This is a genomic window from Microcoleus sp. T2B6 (assembly GCF_036700475.1).
In the GTDB taxonomy this organism is placed as follows: Bacteria; Cyanobacteriota; Cyanobacteriia; order Cyanobacteriales; family Microcoleaceae; genus Microcoleus.
Map to the genome: position 1 here is coordinate 29,542 of NZ_JAUBOZ010000040.1, position 23,111 is coordinate 52,652.

At 45.3% G+C, this 23,111-nt stretch carries 12 protein-coding genes; 4 read left to right on the forward strand and 8 right to left on the reverse strand.

The annotated features are described in order from the left end of the window. Positions 1-241: 241 nt before the first annotated feature. From QUA00_RS18390 to QUA00_RS18405, 4 genes are all read left to right on the forward strand, one after another. Positions 242-511, forward strand: coding sequence for a hypothetical protein (locus tag QUA00_RS18390; protein ID WP_333395752.1), 270 nt, complete (start codon positions 242-244; stop codon positions 509-511). Between the two features lie 293 nt (positions 512-804). After that, positions 805-2,709, forward strand: coding sequence for a glycosyltransferase family 39 protein (locus QUA00_RS18395; RefSeq protein WP_333410663.1), 1,905 nt, complete (start codon positions 805-807; stop codon positions 2,707-2,709). Between the two features lie 399 nt (positions 2,710-3,108). Continuing rightward, positions 3,109-5,616, forward strand: a complete 2,508-nt coding sequence (locus tag QUA00_RS18400; protein ID WP_333410665.1) for a zinc metalloprotease HtpX — start codon at positions 3,109-3,111, stop codon at positions 5,614-5,616. 1,117 nt (positions 5,617-6,733) lie between these two features. Further along, entirely contained in the window at positions 6,734-7,300 is a 567-nt protein-coding gene (locus tag QUA00_RS18405; protein ID WP_333146347.1) for an RNA-binding protein, read from the forward strand. A gap of 286 nt (positions 7,301-7,586) precedes the next feature. On the opposite strand, the gene QUA00_RS18410 is transcribed toward QUA00_RS18405, so the two are convergent. From QUA00_RS18410 to QUA00_RS18445, 8 genes are all read right to left on the reverse strand, one after another. Next, a complete protein-coding gene (locus QUA00_RS18410) occupies positions 7,587-8,594 on the reverse strand; it encodes a tellurite resistance TerB family protein (RefSeq protein ID WP_333410667.1) in 1,008 nt (335 codons plus the stop codon). Positions 8,595-8,910: 316 nt separating this feature from the next. Beyond that, entirely contained in the window at positions 8,911-15,756 is a 6,846-nt protein-coding gene (locus tag QUA00_RS18415) for a CHAT domain-containing protein (protein ID WP_445305752.1), read from the reverse strand. A gap of 917 nt (positions 15,757-16,673) precedes the next feature. Further along, positions 16,674-17,237 (reverse strand): REP-associated tyrosine transposase, encoded by a 564-nt coding sequence (locus QUA00_RS18420; RefSeq protein WP_333146942.1) that lies wholly within the window; start codon positions 17,235-17,237, stop codon positions 16,674-16,676. Between the two features lie 369 nt (positions 17,238-17,606). After that, a complete protein-coding gene (locus tag QUA00_RS18425; protein WP_333410670.1) occupies positions 17,607-18,713 on the reverse strand; it encodes a hypothetical protein in 1,107 nt (368 codons plus the stop codon). Then, the gene (locus QUA00_RS18430) at positions 18,710-20,563 is read right to left on the reverse strand and encodes a CHAT domain-containing protein (protein ID WP_333410672.1); all 1,854 of its coding nucleotides are present in this window, start codon (positions 20,561-20,563) and stop codon (positions 18,710-18,712) included. Before QUA00_RS18430 ends, QUA00_RS18425 begins: the two co-directional genes overlap by 4 nt. A gap of 31 nt (positions 20,564-20,594) precedes the next feature. After that, positions 20,595-21,755 (reverse strand): DUF1822 family protein, encoded by a 1,161-nt coding sequence (locus QUA00_RS18435; protein ID WP_333410674.1) that lies wholly within the window; start codon positions 21,753-21,755, stop codon positions 20,595-20,597. A gap of 18 nt (positions 21,756-21,773) precedes the next feature. Continuing rightward, positions 21,774-22,565 (reverse strand): hypothetical protein, encoded by a 792-nt coding sequence (locus QUA00_RS18440; protein ID WP_333410675.1) that lies wholly within the window; start codon positions 22,563-22,565, stop codon positions 21,774-21,776. Between the two features lie 237 nt (positions 22,566-22,802). Continuing rightward, on the reverse strand, positions 22,803-23,111 hold a 309-nt coding region (locus QUA00_RS18445; RefSeq protein ID WP_333410677.1), incomplete at its 5' end, for a hypothetical protein.

The window sequence follows — 23,111 nt, forward strand, 5'->3', positions numbered from 1 at the left end:
CGCTTTGAAGTGAGAGGTTGCTTTGCTTGTAGAGGAGGCAGCCCGCGTCGCCCAAAAATCTAGTTGCACTGCCCAAAGCTGTTGGTAGCAGCAATGGACAGCATAACCGCCAAACTGGAATCAGCAGTCTGGAGGCTCCGAGAATCTTAACATTCTCTGTAGCCGCCCTGCTATGTCTTGAAATGCGGGGCGGCTGGGTTTTTGGGTTTTTCTAGAAAACCCAAAACCAGGAGAACATATTATGTCACAGGAATTCGTGCCTGACGACAACAGATCCCAATGCCCAAATGACGACTCAGCAGCAGTATGCGAACAGGAAGTGGTGCTGTTAACGGTTGTCGGTTCGCCCAAAGGTGTCCGGGAAACCATACTCACTTTGTACCGGCTGGGATTTGCAGAAGTGGGCGATTGGAGTCCCGTACAGCGTGCGGCGAATCCGAAGCAGGTGATGAGCGTGCTGATCCGTCGGAAGCGGGCTGATGGTACATCGCCGAGACAATCTGGGCGGTAAGCTGCAAGGTTAAGTTTTTTTAGCGCTTACGCATGGGGTATATAATGTACGATGCGCCATGCTACCCCTGTCAAGGGGGTGAAGAAGGCTTTCAAATGCCTGGAATTTCGTAGCAGCCGATCGTTCGATCTGATTCTTTTGATGCCTCGATCGACAATCAATCTTGTTTATTGCCGATCGCCAACAGCTAGGATGACGTAAATACCTCTATCGCACCAAGAAGTGGCTGGGCGCTCAGTGCACCCAGCCCCCAACTAAAAAACTTTATAAATCAACCAGTTAACAGTTTTGATATGTATATTATTCTTCCAATCCTTTGCGGGCTTTTGATATTTATAATTTTTTATAACTTTCATAGGTGCTGGCGGGTTGCCATCTTGGAAACGGCAATAGTATGGGGGGTTTTAGTAGCTGGAATTACGGAATTTTTGAGTTCAATCAGGTTCCTTAACTTTAGTGGAATATTTGCTTTTTGGTTGTGGCTGGATTTGATATTAGGATTTATTGTAGTTAGAAAAGTAAGACTTAAAAAAAAATCTGTCAATTTTCAGAATATAAAAATACATCCTTTCTTGACTCTGCTTTTAACTTGCGTAGCTTTCATAACTTTGGCAGTAGGTTTAATTGCTGTAGTAGCACCGTCTAACAACTGGGACTCTTTGGATTATCATCTGCCGCGCGTAGTTCACTGGATACAAAACCGCAGTGTTGAACACTATCCGACAAGCTACACGCCACAGTTATACAGTGCTCCTTGGTCGGGATTTGCTGTGATGCACTTGCACATTTTAAGCGGAGGCGATCGCTTCGCAAATCTTGTGCAATGGTTCAGTATGGTTGGTAGTCTAATTGGAGTATCGCTGATTGCTAAACAATTGGGAGGCGATTTGCGGGGTCAAGTTTTCTCTGTTGTCGTCTGTGCAACTATTCCTGTGGGAATTCTCCACGCATCTAATGCTAAAGATACGTATGTAGTTGCTTTCTGGTTAGTTTGTTTTGTTTACTATGTTGTATCGACAAAAAATGAGAAAACAAGTGGGAATCATATATTGAAAATGAGTGCCAGTTTGGGACTTGCTATTTTTAGTAAAGGCACAGGATATATATATGGACTGCCATTTTTTATCTGGTTTGTATTGATGGATTTTCAGCGAGATCGCAGACAAGTCTTTAAGCATATTTTTGCGATCGCTGCGGTGATTTTGCTGATTAACTCCGGTCACTATCTCCGGAATATAGAATTATTTGGCGCGCCCACTTCTACATATCCATACAAATGGAGTCCTGATGCCTATGGAATCGCTATTTTTATTTCAAGTATAGTGAAAAATGCTAGCTTGCACATGGCTATACCCTTGGATTTTATTAGTATCGATGCGCTGGAGAAAGCAATACATAAACTCCACGAAATACTAGGCTTGGACATTAATGATCCGCGTAATACATTTGCGACAGATTTTAATTTGCAAGCCCTCGTTCCAACTTTTGAAGACACAGCGGGAAACCCAATTCACTTCGGGCTATTATTGCTTGCTGCGGTGGTGTGTCTAAGCAGTCGCAATTTGAGAAAAAATAAATATCTTGTCAGCTATCTAACAACTATATTGTGTTCGTTTTTGTTATTTTGCTTGCTGATAAAATGGCAAATGTGGCACAGTCGCCTGCACTTACCTATTTTTGTGCTGGTTTCCCCATTTATTGGTATAGTTTTCTCAACAAAATATTATAAAAATATAGGAAATGTTATTATGATAATTCTCCTACAGACATCATTAGTATATGTTTTATTAAACGAGTTTAGGCCGATATTAGGAGAGCAAAATATATTTAACACTAACAGAATAGATCAATACTTGAGACCTGTTAGGAATGATAAAAATAATTATATAAATGCAGCTAAATTTGTAGCAGCAAAAACGGAATGTAAAAATATTGGGCTATCTTTATCAAGTATGGAGTATCCTTGGTGGATTCTTTTGAATAAATCTAACCAATTGGTTCGCATTGAACACATTAATGTCGACAATATATCAAGCGCCAAAGACCGATTTTATCCATACAACACTTTTATGCCTTGTGCTATTATTTCTGTGGGATCTGCTCAAAGCGAGGAGATTTCTACCGCAGGGGATATCTATATGAGAGGGTGGCATTCAGAAGCTTCAGGGCAGAAAATTCAGGTATTTGTTAGGCGATAATAAGCTAATATCATTGCGGCTGTCTTAAGTGTTCAGGAAAGACTTTATTTCTCCGCTAATCGTCTGAAAACAGGAACGCGCAAGAGATGAACAAGCTCAATTAAGAGCCGAAAGGTTGGCTGAGCAATTGCGCTCGGCAGGAATTGAACCAGATATTTAAGTAGAATAACTTAAAAAAATAGAACGCCGAGAGCCACGACTTGTTAAAGCAGTTGGGACTCTAATATATATATGACTTAGGCATAAATACCAAAGAAACCTGGTTTGAGAAACCGGGTTTTTCACTTTAGTTAAAGCGTCAAATGCAGTATTTTCCTAAAAAACCCGGTTTCTGCATCTAGGACAGATATATTTTCAGGTCTAGGCTATCTTAGAAAGGACGCTAGCGAAAGCACAGTCATGGCACCTCCCACTAATCCAAATCCGGCGGATTCATCTGCAAAACAGTCTCTAGAGGCTGGGCTAGCAGCTTTGAAACAGCAGGATTACCCCACCGCGATCGCCCTTTTAGAATCCGTTACCCAAACCGCAGCTAATGGGCCGTCGGGAATCCGCGCGCAGATGGGGTTGGTGGGTGCGTACAAAGCAACCGGTAATCTGAAAAAGGCGATCGCCCTGTGCTCTTCCCTCGCCAAAAGTCCCAACTCTCAAGTCAAAACTTGGGCCGATCGCGCTTTAACAGAATTAACCCCCCCTCGCCCCCCAAAACCACCGGAAAATCAACCAAAATCCGCAGAAACTCCCCCCGAAACAGGCTTTGTCGCCTTTGATGCCGGAACAAAATCGCCGGAAAAAACGCCTGGGGGCGATCTACCGACCGCCGATAAAAAAACAGGATTTTTACCTTTAGAGCCTTCTGTAGAGCCTGGGAACGCCAAATCGCAACCGATTTCCCCGCCACATCCACCCCCCACACCGCCGATTCGCCCGACATCAGAGGGCGGGCACGGGGGCACCGCCCCTACAGAAACCGCACCGGATACCGCAGAAATTAGTGGCGAAAATAGTTCCGCTTCCCCAACAGATATTCCCGGAGTCGCCAGCCCAGATACTTACCAACTCACTTGGCGCGAAGCAGGGCGCGCGAAAAGCCCGCGCCCGCTCAAACCGCTGAAGTTGCTGGAGTTTAGGGTGGAAGCCGTTGCAAGTGCGATCGCCCTATTTTTCCTAGCCCGGTTTATCCTGCAATTCTTGCTGACAAACACTAATTCTCTGTTGGTTCAGCTTTACATATTCAGTAGACTGCCTATTTTCGCGCCGATTCAGCTTTTTTACCGCGATCCAACTCCGTTTGTTCAGATGGTTTTTGGATTGCTTTTGGCCTCCTCTCCGTGGCTGATAGACGCGCTGCTGAAACTGTTTTGCGGCATCGAAACTCTGCGCGGGTCAGTTTTATCCAAGCACAGCAAAGAAGCTAGTCGGGTGGTGCGAAGTTTTTGTACCAAGCAAAATATGCCGGTGCCGGTGCTGAAACTCTTGCCGCTGAATGTTCCTATAGCTTTCAGTTACGGCGGTTTGCCCCGTTTTGCTCGGATTGCTGTGAGTCGGGGGCTGTTGGAACAATTGACGGATGAGGAAATTGCTACTATTTTCGCGCGGGAGTTGGGCCATATTTCTCACTGGGATTTTGCGCCGATGTCGCTGGCGCTGCTGGTGATTCAGATTCCTTACTTGATTTATTGGCAGGTGGCGCACTGGCAGGAGCGGTTGTGTGATTTAATGACGATCGAGTTTTTGCGTTCTGCTGTCAAATTTGTGGCCGCTGCAATTTCTGCTACCAGTTATGGGATTTATAAGTTGTTGCGCTGGCCGATGTTGTGGCTGTCGCGCCGCAGAGTGTATTTTAGCGATCGCACTGCTGCGGAAATTACGGGTAATCCTAACGGTTTGACGCGGGCACTGGGTAAAATTGCGATCGGCATTGCTGATAATATCGAACAGCAAAAACAAACTAGCTTTTTCCTCGAAAGTTTCGATCTATTGTTACCCGTAGGTGTTGGACAAGCTGTAACCCTTGGTTCTGCTGCATTACACGCGCCGCTAGAACAGATTTTGCTGTGGGATGTCAGCAATCGCGAGCGCAATTGGTTGACGGTTAATCGCGCGCATCCTTTGCTGGGAGAGCGTTTGAAGCTGTTGGCTCTTTATGCTCAATTCTGGCAACTGGAGACAGAGTTAGATTTGGCAAACGCGGGAGTGCCAGAACAGCCCCGGAAAGGAAAATTGTCTGTGTTTAAGTCAATACTCGAATTTAAAGACTCAAAACTATTTTTACAGGGTGCGCCGTTTTTTGGGATTCCGATGAGTTTGGCGATAGTCGGGGTGCTTTGGCTGATTGGGGGGATTTTTTCGAGGACGAGTATTTGGCAGTTGGATTGGCTTTGGGGCGATCGATCTATTCTTTGGGGCTGTTTGCCGATCGGATTTAGCATCGGTACTTTGATGCGGATCAATTATTTCTTCCCGGATATTATACCGCGAGAAACCGCTTCGCCGAGTTTGCCGGAAATTTTGTCAAATCCCGATAGTTTGCCGCTGGATGCTGAACCCGTGCGGCTGGAAGGGCAACTTTTAGGTCGATCGGGTATGAGTAATTGGCTGGGACAAGATTTGATTTTGCAAACGGCGACAGGGTTGGTGAGGTTGCACTATGTTTCGAGGTTTGGCTACATTGGCTCTTTGTGGCCATTTTTGTTCAAAGAGACTACTCGCCCTAGCGATTTGATCGGAAAATCTGTTGTGGCGACTGGTTGGCTGCGCCGGGGTGCTACTGTGGCGATCGACCTTGAAAGTCTCCGCAGTCAAGGAGGGAGGGTGAGTGACAGCGGACATCCGATTTGGTCTGCGATTTTGGCTTTTGCTGCTGCTTTTTGGGGCGCATACATCATTATCCAGGGCCCAAGGTGAGGAATAGCGATCGGATTGTGGCGTGAATCTCACATCTTGCACCTTTCTCAAGAACAGGCAAGATGCCTGTTCCACAAGAAAATTCACTCTTTGTGGAACAGGCATCTTGCCTGTTCATAAAAAGCTTATTGAGAATGGTGCAACATCTCAGGTGAATCGATCTCAACGCGCAGCCTCGATCGGTGTTGAGTTAAACAGGGGATTGGCGATCGGATTCTGGAGTTTCTCCCTACGCACCCTACAGTCTATCCGTTACATCCGTTACATCCGTTACATCCGTTACAAAATCCGTTGCCGAACTTCCTTCGTAAAGAAAAGTTGCTTTTTTGCCCGCAGCCTGTTACATTAGTTTACATGAATTGGATTGAACCAAATAGCGCGATAACTTCAGTTGGCTAAAATCCCTTAAGGCATTGCGTAAAAATTGTCAACATCCCAACACAGCAAGTACAGCCAGCCGCTTGTCGGCTGTTTTTTTTCGATCGCTATTTTTGCTGTGCCGGATGAATTCTCAAAAGTGATTCAGATGTGGTTTCCGTTAAATTCAGACTGAAATCTTCCTAAATAACTAGCTCTGTTACCAAGGCTGTGATACCTTTAAAGAATGCTCGGACTCTGCCGGGCCTGATTTAAGGGATAGCGGGTAAGTGAGTAGTTCTCAGCATTAGGAGCGAGATGAGGAGCGAGGTAAGATTACTGGCTGAAAAAATGTTAGCCATTTTATCCATCACTGTATTAAACTGAATATTGGCATTCCGATCGCTTGCAATTGACACATCCTTGGACATAAATTTCTAGACGGCCCTGGCTATAAACATTCTGAATCAAAACCGGAAGCAAGTAATACAGAATAGCCAATAGCCTAAACATTTGAGTGATGACTAAAAGTTTACACAACAACCTGAGATTTAAAAGCTCTCTGCATCGGCGGTTAAGTTCCGGCCTTATCAGAGTAAATCATCTTTTTGTTCTAAAAGGTGGGGGAGCTGTCAAGGTTGGTGGGAGGAATGCGCCAATTTTCGGGTTATGTGGTGTTTGCCTGAAGTCAATATTCAGTTGAGTTCAGGTAATTCTGTTCGAGCAAATTAATTAAAATCCAAGTCGGGAGGAATTTTTCATGTCTATTCGTCTTTATGTTGGCAATCTACCGAAGGAACTCGATCGCCAAGAATTGCAAGAAGTTTTTGCACCGGAGGGCGAATCTGTTACCACCAAGGTAATTACAGACCGCAAAACTGGAAAATGCAGAGGATTCGGTTTTGTGACGGTGCTAACCGACGAACAAGCCGACCAAGTTATTGAGAAATATAACGGCTTGATGTTCAAAGAAAACCCGCTGAAAATAGAGAAGGCATTGCCCCGCTCTAAGGGTAAATCTGAGAAGGGCGAAGACGATCAGCAGCAGTCGCCGCAGTCACCGCAGTTGGTGTCGGCATCGGCGTCTGTCCCTATGCCTGTGCCTGCGCCACAGCAACAGCAACGCTCGTCGGCTCCCCCTAGTCAAGGTGGAGGCGGTTCCAGCAAAAGCAATCGCCGTCGGGGTGACAACAACAAGTCTCGCCGCAATCAGTCAGCAACAACGGTGTCGAGCGCTGATTCGGGCTCGGTGCAGCCAGATCCGCGCTGGGCGAGTGCTCTGGAAGAACTCAAGCAAAGATTGGTGGAAGCTCAGACTACTAATTAGTCGAAAATGGCGGCTAATTGCTGCTGCCTCTCGACTGTGGTTGACTGAATGTATCTGGAAGTGCGATCGAGAATTGGTCAAAAAACCCTGTTGTCGATCGCACTATTTTATTGCAAAAAAACCTGTAATATCATGTCCTATCAATTACCATTAATATGGTAGGGGCGGGTTCACCAACAATACCCGCCAATAATTGACAATCTCAAAAACCCGCCCCGGCCGGGTTCTTACGGTCAATCGATCGCACCAGTCCCAATTCTTTAATCGAAAAAGGTATAAGTCCTCTTTATTCGATCGGCCCGAATTCGATTGTCTCAATAAAGTCAAAAATCTTGTTCATAATTCCCTCAACTTCAGACTCCAGGGAACCCAATTCATCCCCCTCCTGATAAATGCGCTGACAGCTTACCGTGTAGCAAAAATCGTCAGCAATAAAAGCCATAAGTCCCCGGTAAGCATCCAACCGAGTCAGAGGGCCATCGTTTTCTTGCACGCTGATAGTTGCACCCGCCGGCAAATCTAAAACCACGAAATAAGCTTCTTCATCTTCTAAATATTCCGCGTGGAGTAACTTAGAATTGGGAACATTAGCAAGAATTGCCTGAGAAACAAAATTGTCGAGAAAAGACTTGAGATAACCTTCCTCGCCAACCGACTCGATTGTTTCTTCCACTTCACCAGCAACAGGGAAATAATCTATTTTCAGCAAAACGCCAAAGTCGTCAGAAAATGCGACACAGCCTTCTTGCTCATCCATTTTACCGCCTCGTTCCTGGTCAACTGGAATGGGAACGCTAAAATTGCCTTCAGGAGATACGTACCATGCCGCATCGAAATCAGACTCTTCGCCCTCCACTTCCGAGTAAGCAGCAGTTACATCCTCAATAATTTCTGCTGCTTCCTCGTCTTCCACACCTAATGCTTGCTGGAATTCCTGAAGAAAAGCCTGGTGCTTCTGAGATATTTCGCCATCTGCGACAAACATTGCTGCGGTTATGGCAAAAGTATCCAAAACTAACTCATCTGGCATAGATTCGCAAGCAGTATTAAATAATGCTCCTAAACCGTCTTGGGCGACAATACCTGCGAGTCTTTGAAACATTGCTGACATATCATCTTCCGAGTATTCAGCAAATATTTCTGATTCCCAAAGTATGCTTTCTAAGATATCAGCATCCGTATCAGGGGAATTTGCCTCGGCTGCGACAAGTGCTACCGCTGCTACGGATTCTTCTAAAGTCAAGCTTGCTTCGGATTGGTCTTCTGAATTGAATATTTTATCAAACTTGCCCACAGGTTTTGCCCCGCTAGTGTTTAGTTTTGCTATTCATAGCAAATTTATGACATAAAAAGATAGTAGTCAATCGATTTTAGATTTTAGATTTTAGATTTTAGATTTTAGAATTGAAGCATTGACTTGCGCGAGATAAATTCGGGGGCTCCTTTATCGGATACAGGTTTTTTATTTCTGGACGGATGAATCACGTGGCGGGTATCCTGGATGCTTGATTGTCAGGGATACTCTGGACGCCGGACACTGGGCCGTGTTGTTTGCCTACAGATATCGCACCCGACATGGCGCCGTGCCGTTTCCCTACAAATATCGCCTATTACCAAGGACTGCCAATTATTGTGAATCCGGCCCAAAAGTTCGGGTGAGAGAAATCTGCATTTGCTACTTGTGTGGCTTGATTAATGTCGATCGCGCCTTGAGTTCCCCGCAATTGACCGTCTTTTACTACAATTTGTTTGTGGATCATTGCCAGTTGAGCTTTTCTGAGGGCTTCAGCTTTAATTGGCGCTGAACGCAAATTGCCATAAAACTCGGTCATCAACGCCAAAGTGCCGATATCATTAACTTTCCACAAACTCGCTACCGCTGATTTGACACCGCTGCGGACGGCCAGTCCAGCAAATCCCATTTCTGCTGTATTGTCGCCGATCGCAGTTTGGCACGCACTCAGCACTAATAATTCTACTTGTCGGCGATCGTACCACTTCGCCAACCTAAATTCATCCAGCGCCAAAGAGCTGTCCCACAAATCAATCTCAGCTTCTTTTCTTCCATTTTCGCCTTGAGGAAAACTGGCGTGAGTAGCTAAGTGAACGATTCCAAATGCCTGTTGTTCTCGCTGTTTTCTCAGGTTTTCTAGGGTAAATTCTTGATTGAGAAAAGAGCGGCCTTGCCACAAGGGAAATGCTGCTTGATTTTGCGTTTCTGTTCTCCTCCCGGCGATCGCAGATAATTCGATCGGCACCGCAGCCAAACGCTCTTTCTTGGTGTGTGGAAACTCTGAAGCACCCATTGCTAAAACTTGAGCGTTTTTCAAACTTTGATACTTTGTGTTACTGAGGCTGACACTGGGGATTGAGCCGAGGCTGTACTTTTCTACTAGAAATTGCTTGCCGTCGTGCAAAGCGGATAGTGGCAGTTGGCGCAAACCTGCATCGAATGAAAAAATTAGCGTATCGATATTTAACGATTCCAATTCTTTAGATATTGGTGCAATTAACCATTGATAAAGTTGCTGCGCGTTTTCCAAATATGCTGTATCTTGGGAACTTTGTGGCTGTGCCAAATAGCCCTGAAAAAGATTCACAGTTTTTAGCAGTGTTTTGCTGTTAACCGGCGCTTGTTTGAGAATAGGAGGCCCGTCGGGAACTACTAACACTAGCGACACTTCTTTGAGCCGGACGATCGCGTAAACAATTACAGCTTGCTTCCCGGTTTCCTCCTTAATTGTTTTCAGAGTTTCTCTCAGATATTGAACGTTGATTTTTTTATCTGTAAAGTTTTCCCCATAATAATTTTCGTAGTCTTGTTCAAAGAGTTGGTCAATTAGAGCAACCGCATCGTTAGCATTACCTTGGTCTAAAGTTTGTTCGACGAGCGACCTGCTAATTTGTGAGGGAAAGATATTTGGGATATCTGGGGGTAAGGGATTTTCTGCGATCGGAGGGGGAGTGGGAGTTGGTGCGGGAATTGGCGCTGGTGCGGGGGCAGGAGTTGGAGTTGGGGCTGGTGTTGGTGCGGGCGCTGGAGTTGTTGCTGGTGCTGGTGTTGGTGCGGGTACTGGATTAACGGGAGGTGATTCTATTTGCGGCAGAGAGATTTGGGGAATATTTACCAACCAATTAGTAGGGTTTTCAGCAGGTTGTTCTGGAAGAGGCGTCTCGGCGGGAGGGGGATTTAAGACTATGTATCCGTCGGGTTGTTCGGTGGAAGAAGCGCCAAGCTGCGGCGGGTTTTCGGGAGGGTTTTCTGAAGCTGGGATAAAGGTAAGATTGGGTGTTTCAACAACGGGCGGTATGTCGATCGATATTTGTCGATTATTGTCTAGTTGGAAGCCAACTCTGGTATTTCCAGTTTCAGGATTTAGCTCGAAAGAAGTTTCAGCACCCAATAAATCGCCAATTAAAAAAGCTAAATTTTGTTGGGGAGTTTGGCTGGGGCTGACAGCGGGTGCGGGGACGGGTGCAGGCGCGGGTACGATCGCACTTACAGGCGCGGGTACGATCGCACTTGCAGGTGCTGGCTGAATCTGAGTTAGAGGCTGGGTTACGGAGGCAAGAGGGGCTGTGGGCGAGGGATTTGGTGGGTTTGAAGGTGGAAGGGCGATCGCAGGTTGAGTGGCGAGGGAGGAGTTGATTTGGGAAACAGAGGGAAGGGTAGGCCTCGAAGCTATGCGGGCAGCAGCGTTTGGGGTTGTGGGTGTTGAGGGCTGTGTGGGGCGCGCGCGGGGTGGCAGTACGAATGAATCGGGCAATTGAGGTAGTTGGAAGTCGATGGGAAAACCAGGTATCGGATCGGGTGTTGCCGAAGGTGCGATCGAAGTTTGGGGAATTGGGGCAGGTGGGATAAATATTTGGCGAATTGGGGAAGGTGCGATCGAGGTTTCGGGAGTTGGGGCAGGTGCGATCGAGCTTTCGGGTGTTGGGGAAGGCGCGACGGGTAAACGCGGTGGGAGTTCCGGTGGGGGTGTGGGTGCGGGCGCTGGAGTCGGTGTTGGGGAAGGCGCTGGAGTAGCTGCGGCTGTGGGTGCGGGCGTGGGAGTAGCTGCGAGTGTCGGTGCGGGCGTTGGAGTAGCTGCGGCTGTGGGTGCAGGCGTTGGAGTAGCTGCTGGTGTCGGTGCGGGCGCTGGAGTAGCTGCGGGTGTCGGTGCGGGCGTTGGAGTAGCTGCGGGTGTCGGTGCGGGCGTTGGAGTAGCTGCGGCTGTGGGTGCGGGCGTTGGAGTAGCTGCGGCTGTGGGTGCGGGTGTTGGAGTAGCTGCGGCTGTGGGTGCGGGTGTTGGAGTAGCTGCGGGTGTGGGAGTAGCTGCTGGTGTGGGTGCGGGTGTGGGAGTAGCTGCTGGTGTGGGTGCAGGCGTTGGAGTAGCTGCTGGTGTCGGTGCGGGGGTTGGAGTAGCTGCGGGTGTTGGAGTAGCTGCTGGTGTGGGTGCGGGTGTGGGAGTAGCTGCTGGCGTGGGTGCAACTATTGGCGGCGGTACGGAAATAATTTGAATGCGATCGACATCCTGTCTGTGAGTATAGAGATATTCGCGATCGGGCAAAATTGTTTGAATAGGATTAGAATTTCCCCTAGTAATTGCACCCGCCGTTCCATTTGTGGCAGAATCACCGACAATAAACGGGGTTAATCCTGCGCCTCCGTGGCGGATAATTATAGTACCGCCGCTGCTATCTCCAGGACTTCCAGCCGTAGAAATGCTAGCATTGATGCCGTTTCTGTCTGTGAAGGAATTGAGCGATCGAAAAAACATTCCCATCAGAATCTCCACATTTCCGCCGATACCGCTGCCCTGACTCTGAGCATCAATTTGACTCACAGTAATATTGCCAGAAGTGCTGCGGTTATAAGCCGTGACATTCCCTGCATTCCCCTGGGCCGAAGAGTCAATTTTACCAACAGTAATACTTCCGGTAGCGTCGAGCAAGATACTGCCGCCATTACCAGCAGACGAGGTATTGATATCGCCCGCAGTAATATTAGTTCCAGCGCTCAAAGCGATATTGCCGCCATTGTTAGGAGAAGTCGCATCGAGATTTTTAGTTTTGATTTCTCCGTTCTCACTAAACAAAGAAATTCCGGCGGGTGAGGTAATTTTTTGAGCGGTAATATTATTCGTAGTAATAATGTTAATTGCAGCGGAATTTTTGGTGATATCATCTTCAATATTGATGCTGTTGAGGGCAGTCGCTTTGCCAACATCCTTACCAAAATCCACACTTCCCGCCTGGGGTTGAACAGTAAGACTGTAAGACCCGTCAACAGTAGACTGAAAAGTAATATCGCCAGTCTCTAAAATTTTGACCGAAAGGTCGTTACCTAATGTTACCGGAGCGTTAAAAGTAATGTTATTGCGGTTGGTTGCGATATTTCCCTTAGCAGTAATACTGTCCTTAGCCTGGACATCAATATTGCCACCAGTCACAGTAATACTGGGAGCGAAAGTGCGGGAATTAATATCTGATGTCGAAACAGTTCCGCCAGCATTTATGGTGATATCTCCGCCTTTACCCTTGGCCGCAGCGGTAATAATTGGGCCGGCAGTTGTGTCGATATTACCGCCGCTTTGAATGCGAAGATTACCGCTATTGGCGTTGAAGCCGCTTAATAATAAAGCGCTACCAATTCCTGCCGTACTGATGTTGGTTCCAGCTTCGAGGGAAATATTGCCGCCGTTGTTGCCGCCGATCGCATTGATGATTCCGGCGGTAGTGTCGATCGCCCCGCCGCTTTTAAATGTGATTGAGCCGCCGTCTTGATTTCCGATCGCCCGGATGTCGCTGGTAGTAATATTTCCCCCAGCATTTAGATTAACATTGCCGCCTGTGTTAGTTTTAAGGCCAGGAGATGAACCGTCATAACTTGTCAATAACTGACCTGTATTGATATTTCCGTTGCTGTTAGTAAAGTTAAGATTTCCACCCTGTATTCCCGATACTAAAACATCGCCTATATTAATGTCACCGCTGGCAGTAGATAAAGTAACATTGCTACCGTTGCCGTTACTAGAAGTACCCGCGATCGCGGTTCCTGTTGTCGGTGTTATGATGCCACTTTTGGCTTGAATGGTAATATTTCCAGCAGCGCGATCGCCCGTAGTATCGATCGCGCCGATATTAATTGTACCCCCACTTCTAAGGGCGATCGAGCCGCCGCTTTGAATTGCCCTGACATTGAAATTGCCAGTCGTAATATTATCGCGATCTGCTATTAAAGTTATTGACCCACCATTTTCAGGGGCAAAACTTACAATAAACGGCCCACCATAATCCATATCACCATAAGACAAAGTCAAATCACCATAAGACGAAGTATTTTGGTAGAATTCACCTGTGTTAATGCTGCCATTAGTGCTACTAAAATTAATTATGCCTCCCTGTGTGTTACTCTGCCCTCTACCGTAGGCAGACACTTTACCTGTTGTAATATTTCCATTAGCAGATACACGTATATTGCCACCTATATTATTGCTTTCGGAAATAACATCTATCTCGCCAATGTTAATAGTTCCATTTACGCTAGTAATATTGATATTTGCAATATCAGCTTGTCCTCCAAATATACTACCTGAGACTATATCACCCACAGAAATATTACGGGCGGCCTGTAAAATGATAGAACCAGCAACGCGGGAGCTAAGAATCGATCCAGCGATAATCGATCCTCCATTGGGAGGAAAAATAATTCCTCCCTGTTCGCTGATGATGGTAACATTACCGCTCCTGCTACTAGATATGTCCTGAGTATTTCCTCTTGCAGAACTATTTATACAAAAAGAACTAATGCAGTTGAAAGATATATCGTTTTTTGCTTTGATAGTAATATCACCCGAGTTTAGGGTCGCCTCAGAATCTAGACTACCTGTAGTAATAGTGCCACCTGCATTCAAAGTAATGTCACCAGTTGTGAGACTCACACTGCTGATACTGCCTGTCACATTTGCAGTAGAAAGTCTATCTGTAAGGATGTTGCCTCCAGCGGTCAAAGATATTATACCACTATTATCTGTATAACTGAATGTACTAATCTTTCCTGTTTGAATATTGCCACCCGATCGCAAAATTACCGATGGGGAACTGCCCAATATAAATTCATCACCCGTAGTAGCACCAGCATAAGTTGCATCGGCACTCGTAATATTGATATCTCCATTAAAAGTAATATTTCCAGTACCCGAAGTTGTATCTACCTTGAGAGAGGCACCCGTGTAACCCCCTGAAGTATAGTCATCAGGTTGTGTAAAAATTGGATCGTACAGACTAATAAAATTCGCAGGTTTACCAGATAAATCAACAATCGATGTGTTACTGCCACTGCGAAAGTGAGCATCTGTAGAGATGATGCCATCACTCACTAAAGTCAAATTTCCACCACTGACAAAAGGCGTTTGCGAAAGATGGTTCAGAGCCAAAAGATCGATACTTTGATTTCCCTGAATGTAGAGATTACCGCCAGCATTCGCCACAAACGGATTTGCCACACTATCGCGCACCCGCACTGTATTGTTAGCCAGCAAATTCAAATCGCCAGTTGTACGCAACTGACTTTCAACTAATGTCAAATTGCGATTAGCTGACAGCGTTGCATTCTCCGCCATTACTTCTTTAGCAGCGACATCTCCATTCTCTACCTGCAAACCCGAACCCGTTAATTCTACTTGCCCTCCAGCGTTGACTGTCACCCCCGTTGCACTTCCCCCGCCACCCGCCAACAACTGCGGCAAAGATGCAACTGGCAACACCCAATTTTGAGGCAAACTCCCCGCGACAGATTGCGGCTGAATCTCCAAACTCAACAGATTTCCCGGTTGACTAATTCTGACTAAACTCTCACCCGGTACAGCCGCAACAGTAATATTTCCTCCCGGTGCAGAAAGTTGTCCCGTACTCAAAACCGTGCCGCCCAATAAAGTTAAATTTTGCCCTTGTCCCACAGCCAAATTGCCTAAATTGATAATTCCTCCAGGCTGTGTATTTGTAAAAGCAAAAGTATTAGGATTTCCGATTAATTGAGTATAATTATTTGTACCAGCCGCACTAAACCAGTTATTGCCAAAACCGATGCCCGTCGCAGTAGTCGCAGTGAAAGCAGCAGGCACATTCAAACTGGCATTTGCACCGAAAACAATCCCCGCCGGATTCATTAAAAATAAATTGGAATTGCCACCCGTTATTTGAATTAATCCGTTAATCAGCGAAGCATCGCCGCCGACAACTCGCCCTAAAATATTGCGAATATTGGGATTTGATATAAAATTGGCAGTTTGCCCTTGAGTTAAACCAAATTCTTGGAAACTGTGAAAGAGATTTGTGCCGTCACCGGATTGTTGGCCGCCGTTGATGTTGAATTGGTTGCCGCTGGGAGTAATTTGAGTATTGGTTCCGTCGTTTGCGGGGGTAATTTGGGCTGTGGCTGTTTGGGATGGGGGGAAAAGTCCTATTTCCCACATTGCTAAGGTGGTGAATGAGAGAAAGGTGAGGAAAAAGCGGTTTTTTTTGTGTGTTGATTTCATGGTTTTGTTAGTAGATGTTATGATCGTAGATTCATCAACAATAGATTATAATATCACCATCCTGTAGGGGCGGGTTCACCGAAATATATGACACCCAACGACGAATCGTAAAACCCGCCCCCACCCCACCCAAATATTAATAATTCATTGAATTTAACCATAAATTGATGTTATTTGGGGTTGTTGGTTGGGTGGGGGCGGGTTTATTAAAATTGTTTTTGGGTGACAAAATTAGTCGCGAACCCGCCCCTACGAATTTTGGTTATTGCGAGCGTAGATTCATCAACAATAGATTATAATATCACAATCCTGTAGGGGCGGGTTCACCGAAATATATGACACCCAACGACGAATCGTAAAAACCCGCCCCCACCCACCCAAATATTAATAATTCATTGAATTTAACCCGGTGGCGGGGATGTTGTTTGGGGTTATTTGTTGGGTGGGGGCGGGTTTATTAAAATTGTTTGTGGGTGACAAAATTAGTCGCGAACCCGCCCCTACGAATTTTGGTTATTGCGAGCGTAGATTCATCAACCATAGATTATAATATCACAATCCTGTAGGGGCGGGTTCACCGAAATATATGACACCCAACGACGAATCGTAAAAACCCGCCCCCACCCCACCCAAATATTAATAATTAATTTAATTAAACCAGAAATTGATGTGATTTGGGCTTGTTGGTTGGGTGGGGGCGGGTTTATTAAAATTGTTTGTGGGTGACAAAATTAGTCGCGAACCCGCCCCTACGAATTTTGGTTATTTGGGGTTATTGGTTGGTTTGGGGCGGGTTTATAAAGATTGTTTTTGGGTGACAAAATTAGTCGCGAACCCGCCCCTACGAATTTTGGTTATTGCGATCGGAGATTCATCAACAATACATTTTTGTTATCTAATTTTATATGGATTTTATTGGAATTGTAAAATTTTTTAGATGGGTGCATTTCATCGGTTTCCCATTTATACGGATTGTTGATAATATATTCCTGAATTTTTGCAAACGTTGTCTCATCGCGAATAATATGTTCGTAATAACCCCTTTGCCATACAGGGATTCCTGAAACACGACGCAGTTGATTGATCCGACGGGAAGAAAATGTTTTAAAGCCTCTCACAATTTCCGATAAGCCGTGACGTTTATCCCGATTTTTTATGAGGATAATTCCATGAATATGATTCGGCATAATCACAAAAGAATCTAATTCAATATGAGGATATACTGTCTTGAGATTAAACCAATTAAAGTTAACCACTTGACCGTAACAGCTTAATAGCATCTTTCTTTCTTCAATGTCACCTAATAAACACTGACGTTGCCAGATACAAATTGTCACAAAATATGCACCTGGTTGCCTATAATCATATCCTGGTAGACGAATAGAACGGCGATGATGGATATCGGGATTGTATTTCATATTTTTTTTGTAATCAATACAATATCGAATATTATATCACAATCCTGTAGGGGCGGGTTCACCGAAATATATGACACCCAACGACGGATCGTAAAAACCCGCCCCCACCCCACCCAAATATTAATAATTAATTGAATTTAACCATATAAATTGATGTTGTTTGGGGTTAGTAGTTGGGTGGGGCGGGTTTATAAAGATTATTTCTGGGTGACAAAATCCCTCGCGAACCCGCCCCTACGAGTTGATGTTGTTTGGGGTTATTAGTTGGGTGGGGCGGGTTTATAAACATTATTTTTGGGTGACAAAATTAGTCGCGAACCCGCCCCTACGAATTTTGGTTATTGCGAGCGTAGATTCATCAGCAATTTACTATTTCCTCTGTTCCCTCCTTTGCAAATCTCGCAATTGCTTATCTACCTTTTCCACCATCGGCAAATCTCCCAAAGTTGTATATCCATCTTTTGCCAATCGCAAATATTTCATAGCTTCCAGATTATTTCTCATCGCTGAATGAACTTGCCCCAATCCGTATCGAGCGGCTGTCAACTCCTCAATATCGTCAGGTTTCGCCGTATTAATCACCTTGGAATAGTAGACTTCAGCCTGGGGAACCAGTTGTAGCTTTTCCAGATACAAATCGCCCAACGTGCGATAAATGGGCGGTGTTTCCATGCCTGTTTCTTGTAAATTTTCTAAGATTTCTCTTGCTTCGGCTATCAAGTTGGTGTTAAGATAAACGCTAGAAATTGCTAATTTTTTGGCGTTTTCGTTAGGTACTTGTTTGTCGATCGCCCCAACCGCATCTTTAACAGCCTCAACTTGCTTCTCATCCAGCAAGCTAAACTCTGTATCTCCTTCTCCCACAGCACTTTCGGAAGAAACACCCGTATTCGCCTCGACAATCAATCGGTATCTAACACCCGGTTTCAGCGCTGGTTCTCCCGGATACACAGCTTCAGTACCGCTAACAGTCATTTGCCAGTTTAATTTCGCTCCATTTTCGCGGAGGCTCAACTTATAGCTAGTCGCACCAGCAACCGGATTCCACCGCAAAATTGGCTTGCTGTCGAGCAATTTCGTCCGCCGCGGACTGATTATATAAGGAATTGGCGCGCTATTCCAAGCAATTTTATCGTCGCCGCGATCGGGACATTTAATCAAGTCGGTGCTGCAATCAGATTTCGACTCTTCTTTGGCTAACAAACAGCTATTCAATTGATTTTCACCCGGTGCGATCGACTTAATTCCCAAATCTGCACATTGGATCGTCAGTTGGGCGTTTTGTGCTGTTCGCAATTTGTCTCCCGGATAAATCGGCGTACCGCTGGTAGGGCGGACAATTCGACCGTTTTGGCGATCGATCGCAACTTCCCCGCTACTATGGATAATCAGTCCGTTGGATATTCTGTTACTCGCTGCTAGTGCAGTAGTTGCGATCGAGCTTAAAGCTATAAAAACTGCAATCCTGATTTTCACTTGATATTTCCTTTTGCTTGTAAACGTTGCTGGGCAATCTGGATACATTCATCTTGTTTCGGCACGCGGTAATCAGAATATTTAAGCGCCTGATTCCAGGCTTCTAAGGCTGCTTGTGGCTTACCTTTGATTTCGAGAACCTGTGCTAAAAGGCATTGAGCTTCCGGGCTATCGCCTCTGAATCCTATTGCTATTCTTAAATCTGCTTCAGCAGCGTCATATTGCTTTTGTTTAAATCGCGCCCAAGCCCGATTTTTAAAACAAGCGGCTTTTACTCCGTCATATTCAGTATGTTCTAAACAGCGAGCGATAAATTTTAAAGCTTCTTGAGGTTGATTGTTGAGAATGAGCGATCGAGATACTTGAGAATTCGCCTCAGCAGAACCCCGCCGCGCTGCATCCTTCATTAATTTTTGCGCGTGTTCTTTTTCATTCAAGTCCTCATACAACACAGCTAAGTTATAATGAGGTGTGGCATAATTTAAATTTAGTAAAGTTGCTAATTGGTAGCATTTTTCAGCGATCAATAGTTGACCCTGACGGTGGCTAGTTTTTCCTATTTCATTCACAACGCGGCCAAGTATCGGGCCCATTAACATATAACTGATAGCGGTAATGCCTAAACTTTTTGCCGCCCGCTGCATCCAATCAATTGGAAGAATTAATGATTGGTTATTGGGGCGATCGCCCCAAATATCTCCCGCCCGAATAACAGGGCGATCGCATCCCAACTCTAGTAATTTTAATCCCTCAAATGTTGGATGCTGACACAGCATCGGTATTCCGCTCGCCCCCGGAAATTGATGTTCATAGCGCAGCAAATCATCCTTAGCTTTCCGCACCGCCAAAAACAGAGGTTCTTTGAGCGCCAAATATCTAAACAAAGATTTCACAAATTCCTGAGCAATGAAATCCGGGATTGGCGCCCGCATCACAATTACTGAGGGTAAATAAATGCCCTCAGCAACCAAATCTGCTGCTATTCCCAGGCTCGAACAGGAATTGAAAATTAGTAACTGCAACCCTTGAAAAATAGCTTTTTTCAGACCTTCTTTTAAATCCTCTAAACTAACAGTATTATTTTGAAGTTCTTGATTGATATATAGCAGTCCATTGGCAGCATTAATATCGCTATCGCTGTGTCCGGCATAAAATAAAACTTGCCAGCCTTTTTCATCAAACAACTGGTCGCGAAACTGTTGAGGTGTCGGTTCTTCAAGAAACTTTATCTCGCAGCGATCTCCCAAATATTTTTCAAGCTCTTTTGTATCTTTTCCAACATCAATTCCCTTGCTGTTGCCTACAACACCTAAAATTCTGCCTCGCGAAGGTAGAGGCATTCCCCCTATAGTTGCCTGTTGAGGAACTTTTCCATATTCTGGGGAACTGCCGATGATTTCCGAGTTGCGGTAGTCTTCGCGAAATTGCCACGCATCCCAAGGCAACTGCCAAATCAGAGAGTTATTGCACTCTAGAAATATTTCAACGCATTCCGATGGATTGCTGATTTGTGTTCTGAGTTGCGCCTCAATTTTTCTGTAAAATTCCTCAGCACTCAGCCACTTATTCATCTCTTGTTTCAAACCTCGATATATAGCATCAGGCTTGTCTTCAGAAATATTTGTTGTACCTGCAGACTTGATTTTGATCCGAGAACCGCTTCTGTTATATTGGGATGCGCCACAACTAGCGTTCCACCTTTTATGCAACTCCTGAATTTGAGGCGCTGGTGGCAAGCTTGCGAAACGTTGAGCTACAGTTTCTCCTTCTTTTTTTAACTCCGCTGTCACATGAGAAAAACCATTTTTTAAATCCCCATACCCCAAAGCCAAGATGACAGTCCAGCTCATAAATTGTATGCGATTGCAGTTAATCAAAGTATCATACCACAAAAGTTTCTGTTATGCTTAAATCATCTAAAGTTACTCGAATACTAAAGCTCTCGTCTGGCTCTACGTGAAAATCTTTCAGCAAAATGCACAAGTTCTGAACTGTTGCTTCTACCTCGTGTAGATTTTCTCCGATGTCGGATATTAAGGAAAGTTTAATATTCGTTGGCAGGTAAGGTTCTCCAATCGCCGGATGCAGTTGGACGTGAACTCTGAGAGTGCGATCGTCCTCTTCAGCAATAGCAACCAACAAAGCAACACTCGTCCTTCCCAAACGCATTCCCAAGTCAATCAACTTTGCCCGCGTGACATCAGCTTCGGGAAACCTATTGATACTGCTTTGACTGCCCTGCAAGGCAGATTCGGCTCTCGAATTTCCACCTCCTCGGAAGGCAAAATTGGGGGTTTCGTCAGGAAAAAGTAGGTCATCTAAATTTTGTTTACCTTGCTCAAATTTCTGCCAACCTGTTTCGGCAACATTCTTAAACCAATTGCCTAAATTAGATTTCACTGGGTTTTCAATTTCTGTAGGAGAAGTCTCCGGGTGCGGATTAAAGATTGATTCAACTGACTCCCACTCTGATGTAAATACATTCTCCAGCCACTGACGCAGATTGACTTGAGATTCAGATATATGTTCGAGGTGGAGCAAGAAGTCATCCAGGGAATGCAACTCGCTCAATACTAATTCCCCCGTACAGGCAGTTGGGGAAAATCCCAGCAATCTTGCTTCCTTTTCATCTTCATCAATATCTACTACCAGATAACCGATGCGCTCTTCCCTAGCTTCGGGGGGAACGTGACAAGTATGCGATAGGTTTTGCGGCGAATTGATGCGATTATTTTCTCCAGGTGTCGGCAAAGTTCTCAGCGGACGGCATTCGATTTTTCCGAGACTTTTGATATATAAATCAGCCACATTTTCCAACAAGCGAACAACTGGATTCCAGCTATCGCAATTAGTTAAATCTGTTTCAATATCTAAAAGCGTCAAGTAATCGCGGACGGCCAACACAGCCAAAGTGTTGAAATAAACTTGTTCTTTTTTGTGGGGGTGACGCTGTTCGGAAGCAAATTGCCGTGCTGAACGAATTGCCTTTTGGGTAATTGGCAGTGCCAAGGATTGGTTTTCGATGCTGTTACTCTGTGCCATTGTTAACTCCTTTGATGATTAAAATTCGTAATTTTCGCGAAATCTTTGCAAGTGAGGGCGACATTGAACTCGGTGAAAGGCATACAGGGTAGGATACGAGCAGGAAAGTTCTGCTGCTAATACGGTGAAACTTTTGCCCGCTGATAAACCTTTTAATATAACTTGACAAGTTATATCTGGTCGCCCTCTAACGTGTTTACTCAACACCCGATCGGGATCGGTATCAATCCAGGCTTGAAGTTCTGTAAAAAGCTGAGCTGTTTCGAGAATGTGAGTTCGATCGCGATCGGGCAAATTTTCGATTCGATCGATCGGCGTTCCGTCTTCTGAAATTTGTTCTCGATCGTCTCTCCTGTTATTTTCTCTATCTACCCTCGAAGCCCAATTTTGCAGCCGTCGCTTGAAATAATACTTGAACCAAGTAATGACATTGCCGCGAGTGCGATCGTACTGAGTTCCCGTGCGGGATTCGCACAAATTGCTAGAGAAAAACTCCCACTGTTCTTGCAAAGCATCTTCATAGTAAGGTACATTTTCCTTCCCGATCAGGCCGGAGTTTTTCATCTTAGTCACAAGCTGGTTCAACAAACGGCTGCGCTTCAAACCGGGAGGATGCTGGCAAATTTGGGTGACAAGCCGATCGAGCTCTTGATATAGAAGTTGTCTGTGGGATAAATTCGATTCTCCCTCACCCTCAACAGCATCGGTTTGGTTCTCAGATAATTTCGATTCTCCCTCACCCTCAACAGCATCGGTTTGGTTCTCGGATGGGCGGTCTTCCCCCTCGGAGGGGATGTACTCATCATTCATAGTTCAGTGCGGCCGCAACTTTGTTCCTACATTTACTTATCAGGGTAAGTTGGGGGAATTTATGCGAAATTCTGAAAGTTTTTTTGAGCAGATGGTTGAAAGTCTTGCTGTGCGGTGGATTGGGCCGTTGAATTAGATGTGAATTTTTGTTAACACGCATCAAAACCTGCATAAACCGGGTTTTTGCGATTTATGCAGGTTTGTAACGAAGTATTCTGCGAAAAACCCGGTTTCTGATCACCAGTGCGTAACACCGATCGCCCTTAAATCCCCAAAACAACCGTTGTTCCGTACTTTCACCCAGTGTTTGCCAAACTCGACCAAAAAAACTTGAGAGTTTTGCATAAAACTACCGAGCTCACCCTGATAAGTAAATAGGAAGAACAAAAAGGCTTTAGGGGCGATCGCCCTTAAATCCCGAAAACACCCGTTGTTCCGTACTTTCACCCAGTGTTTGCCAAACTCGACAAAAAAAACTTGAGAGTTTTGCATAAAACTACCGAGCTCACCCTGATAAGTAAATAGGAAGAACAAAAAGGCTTTAGG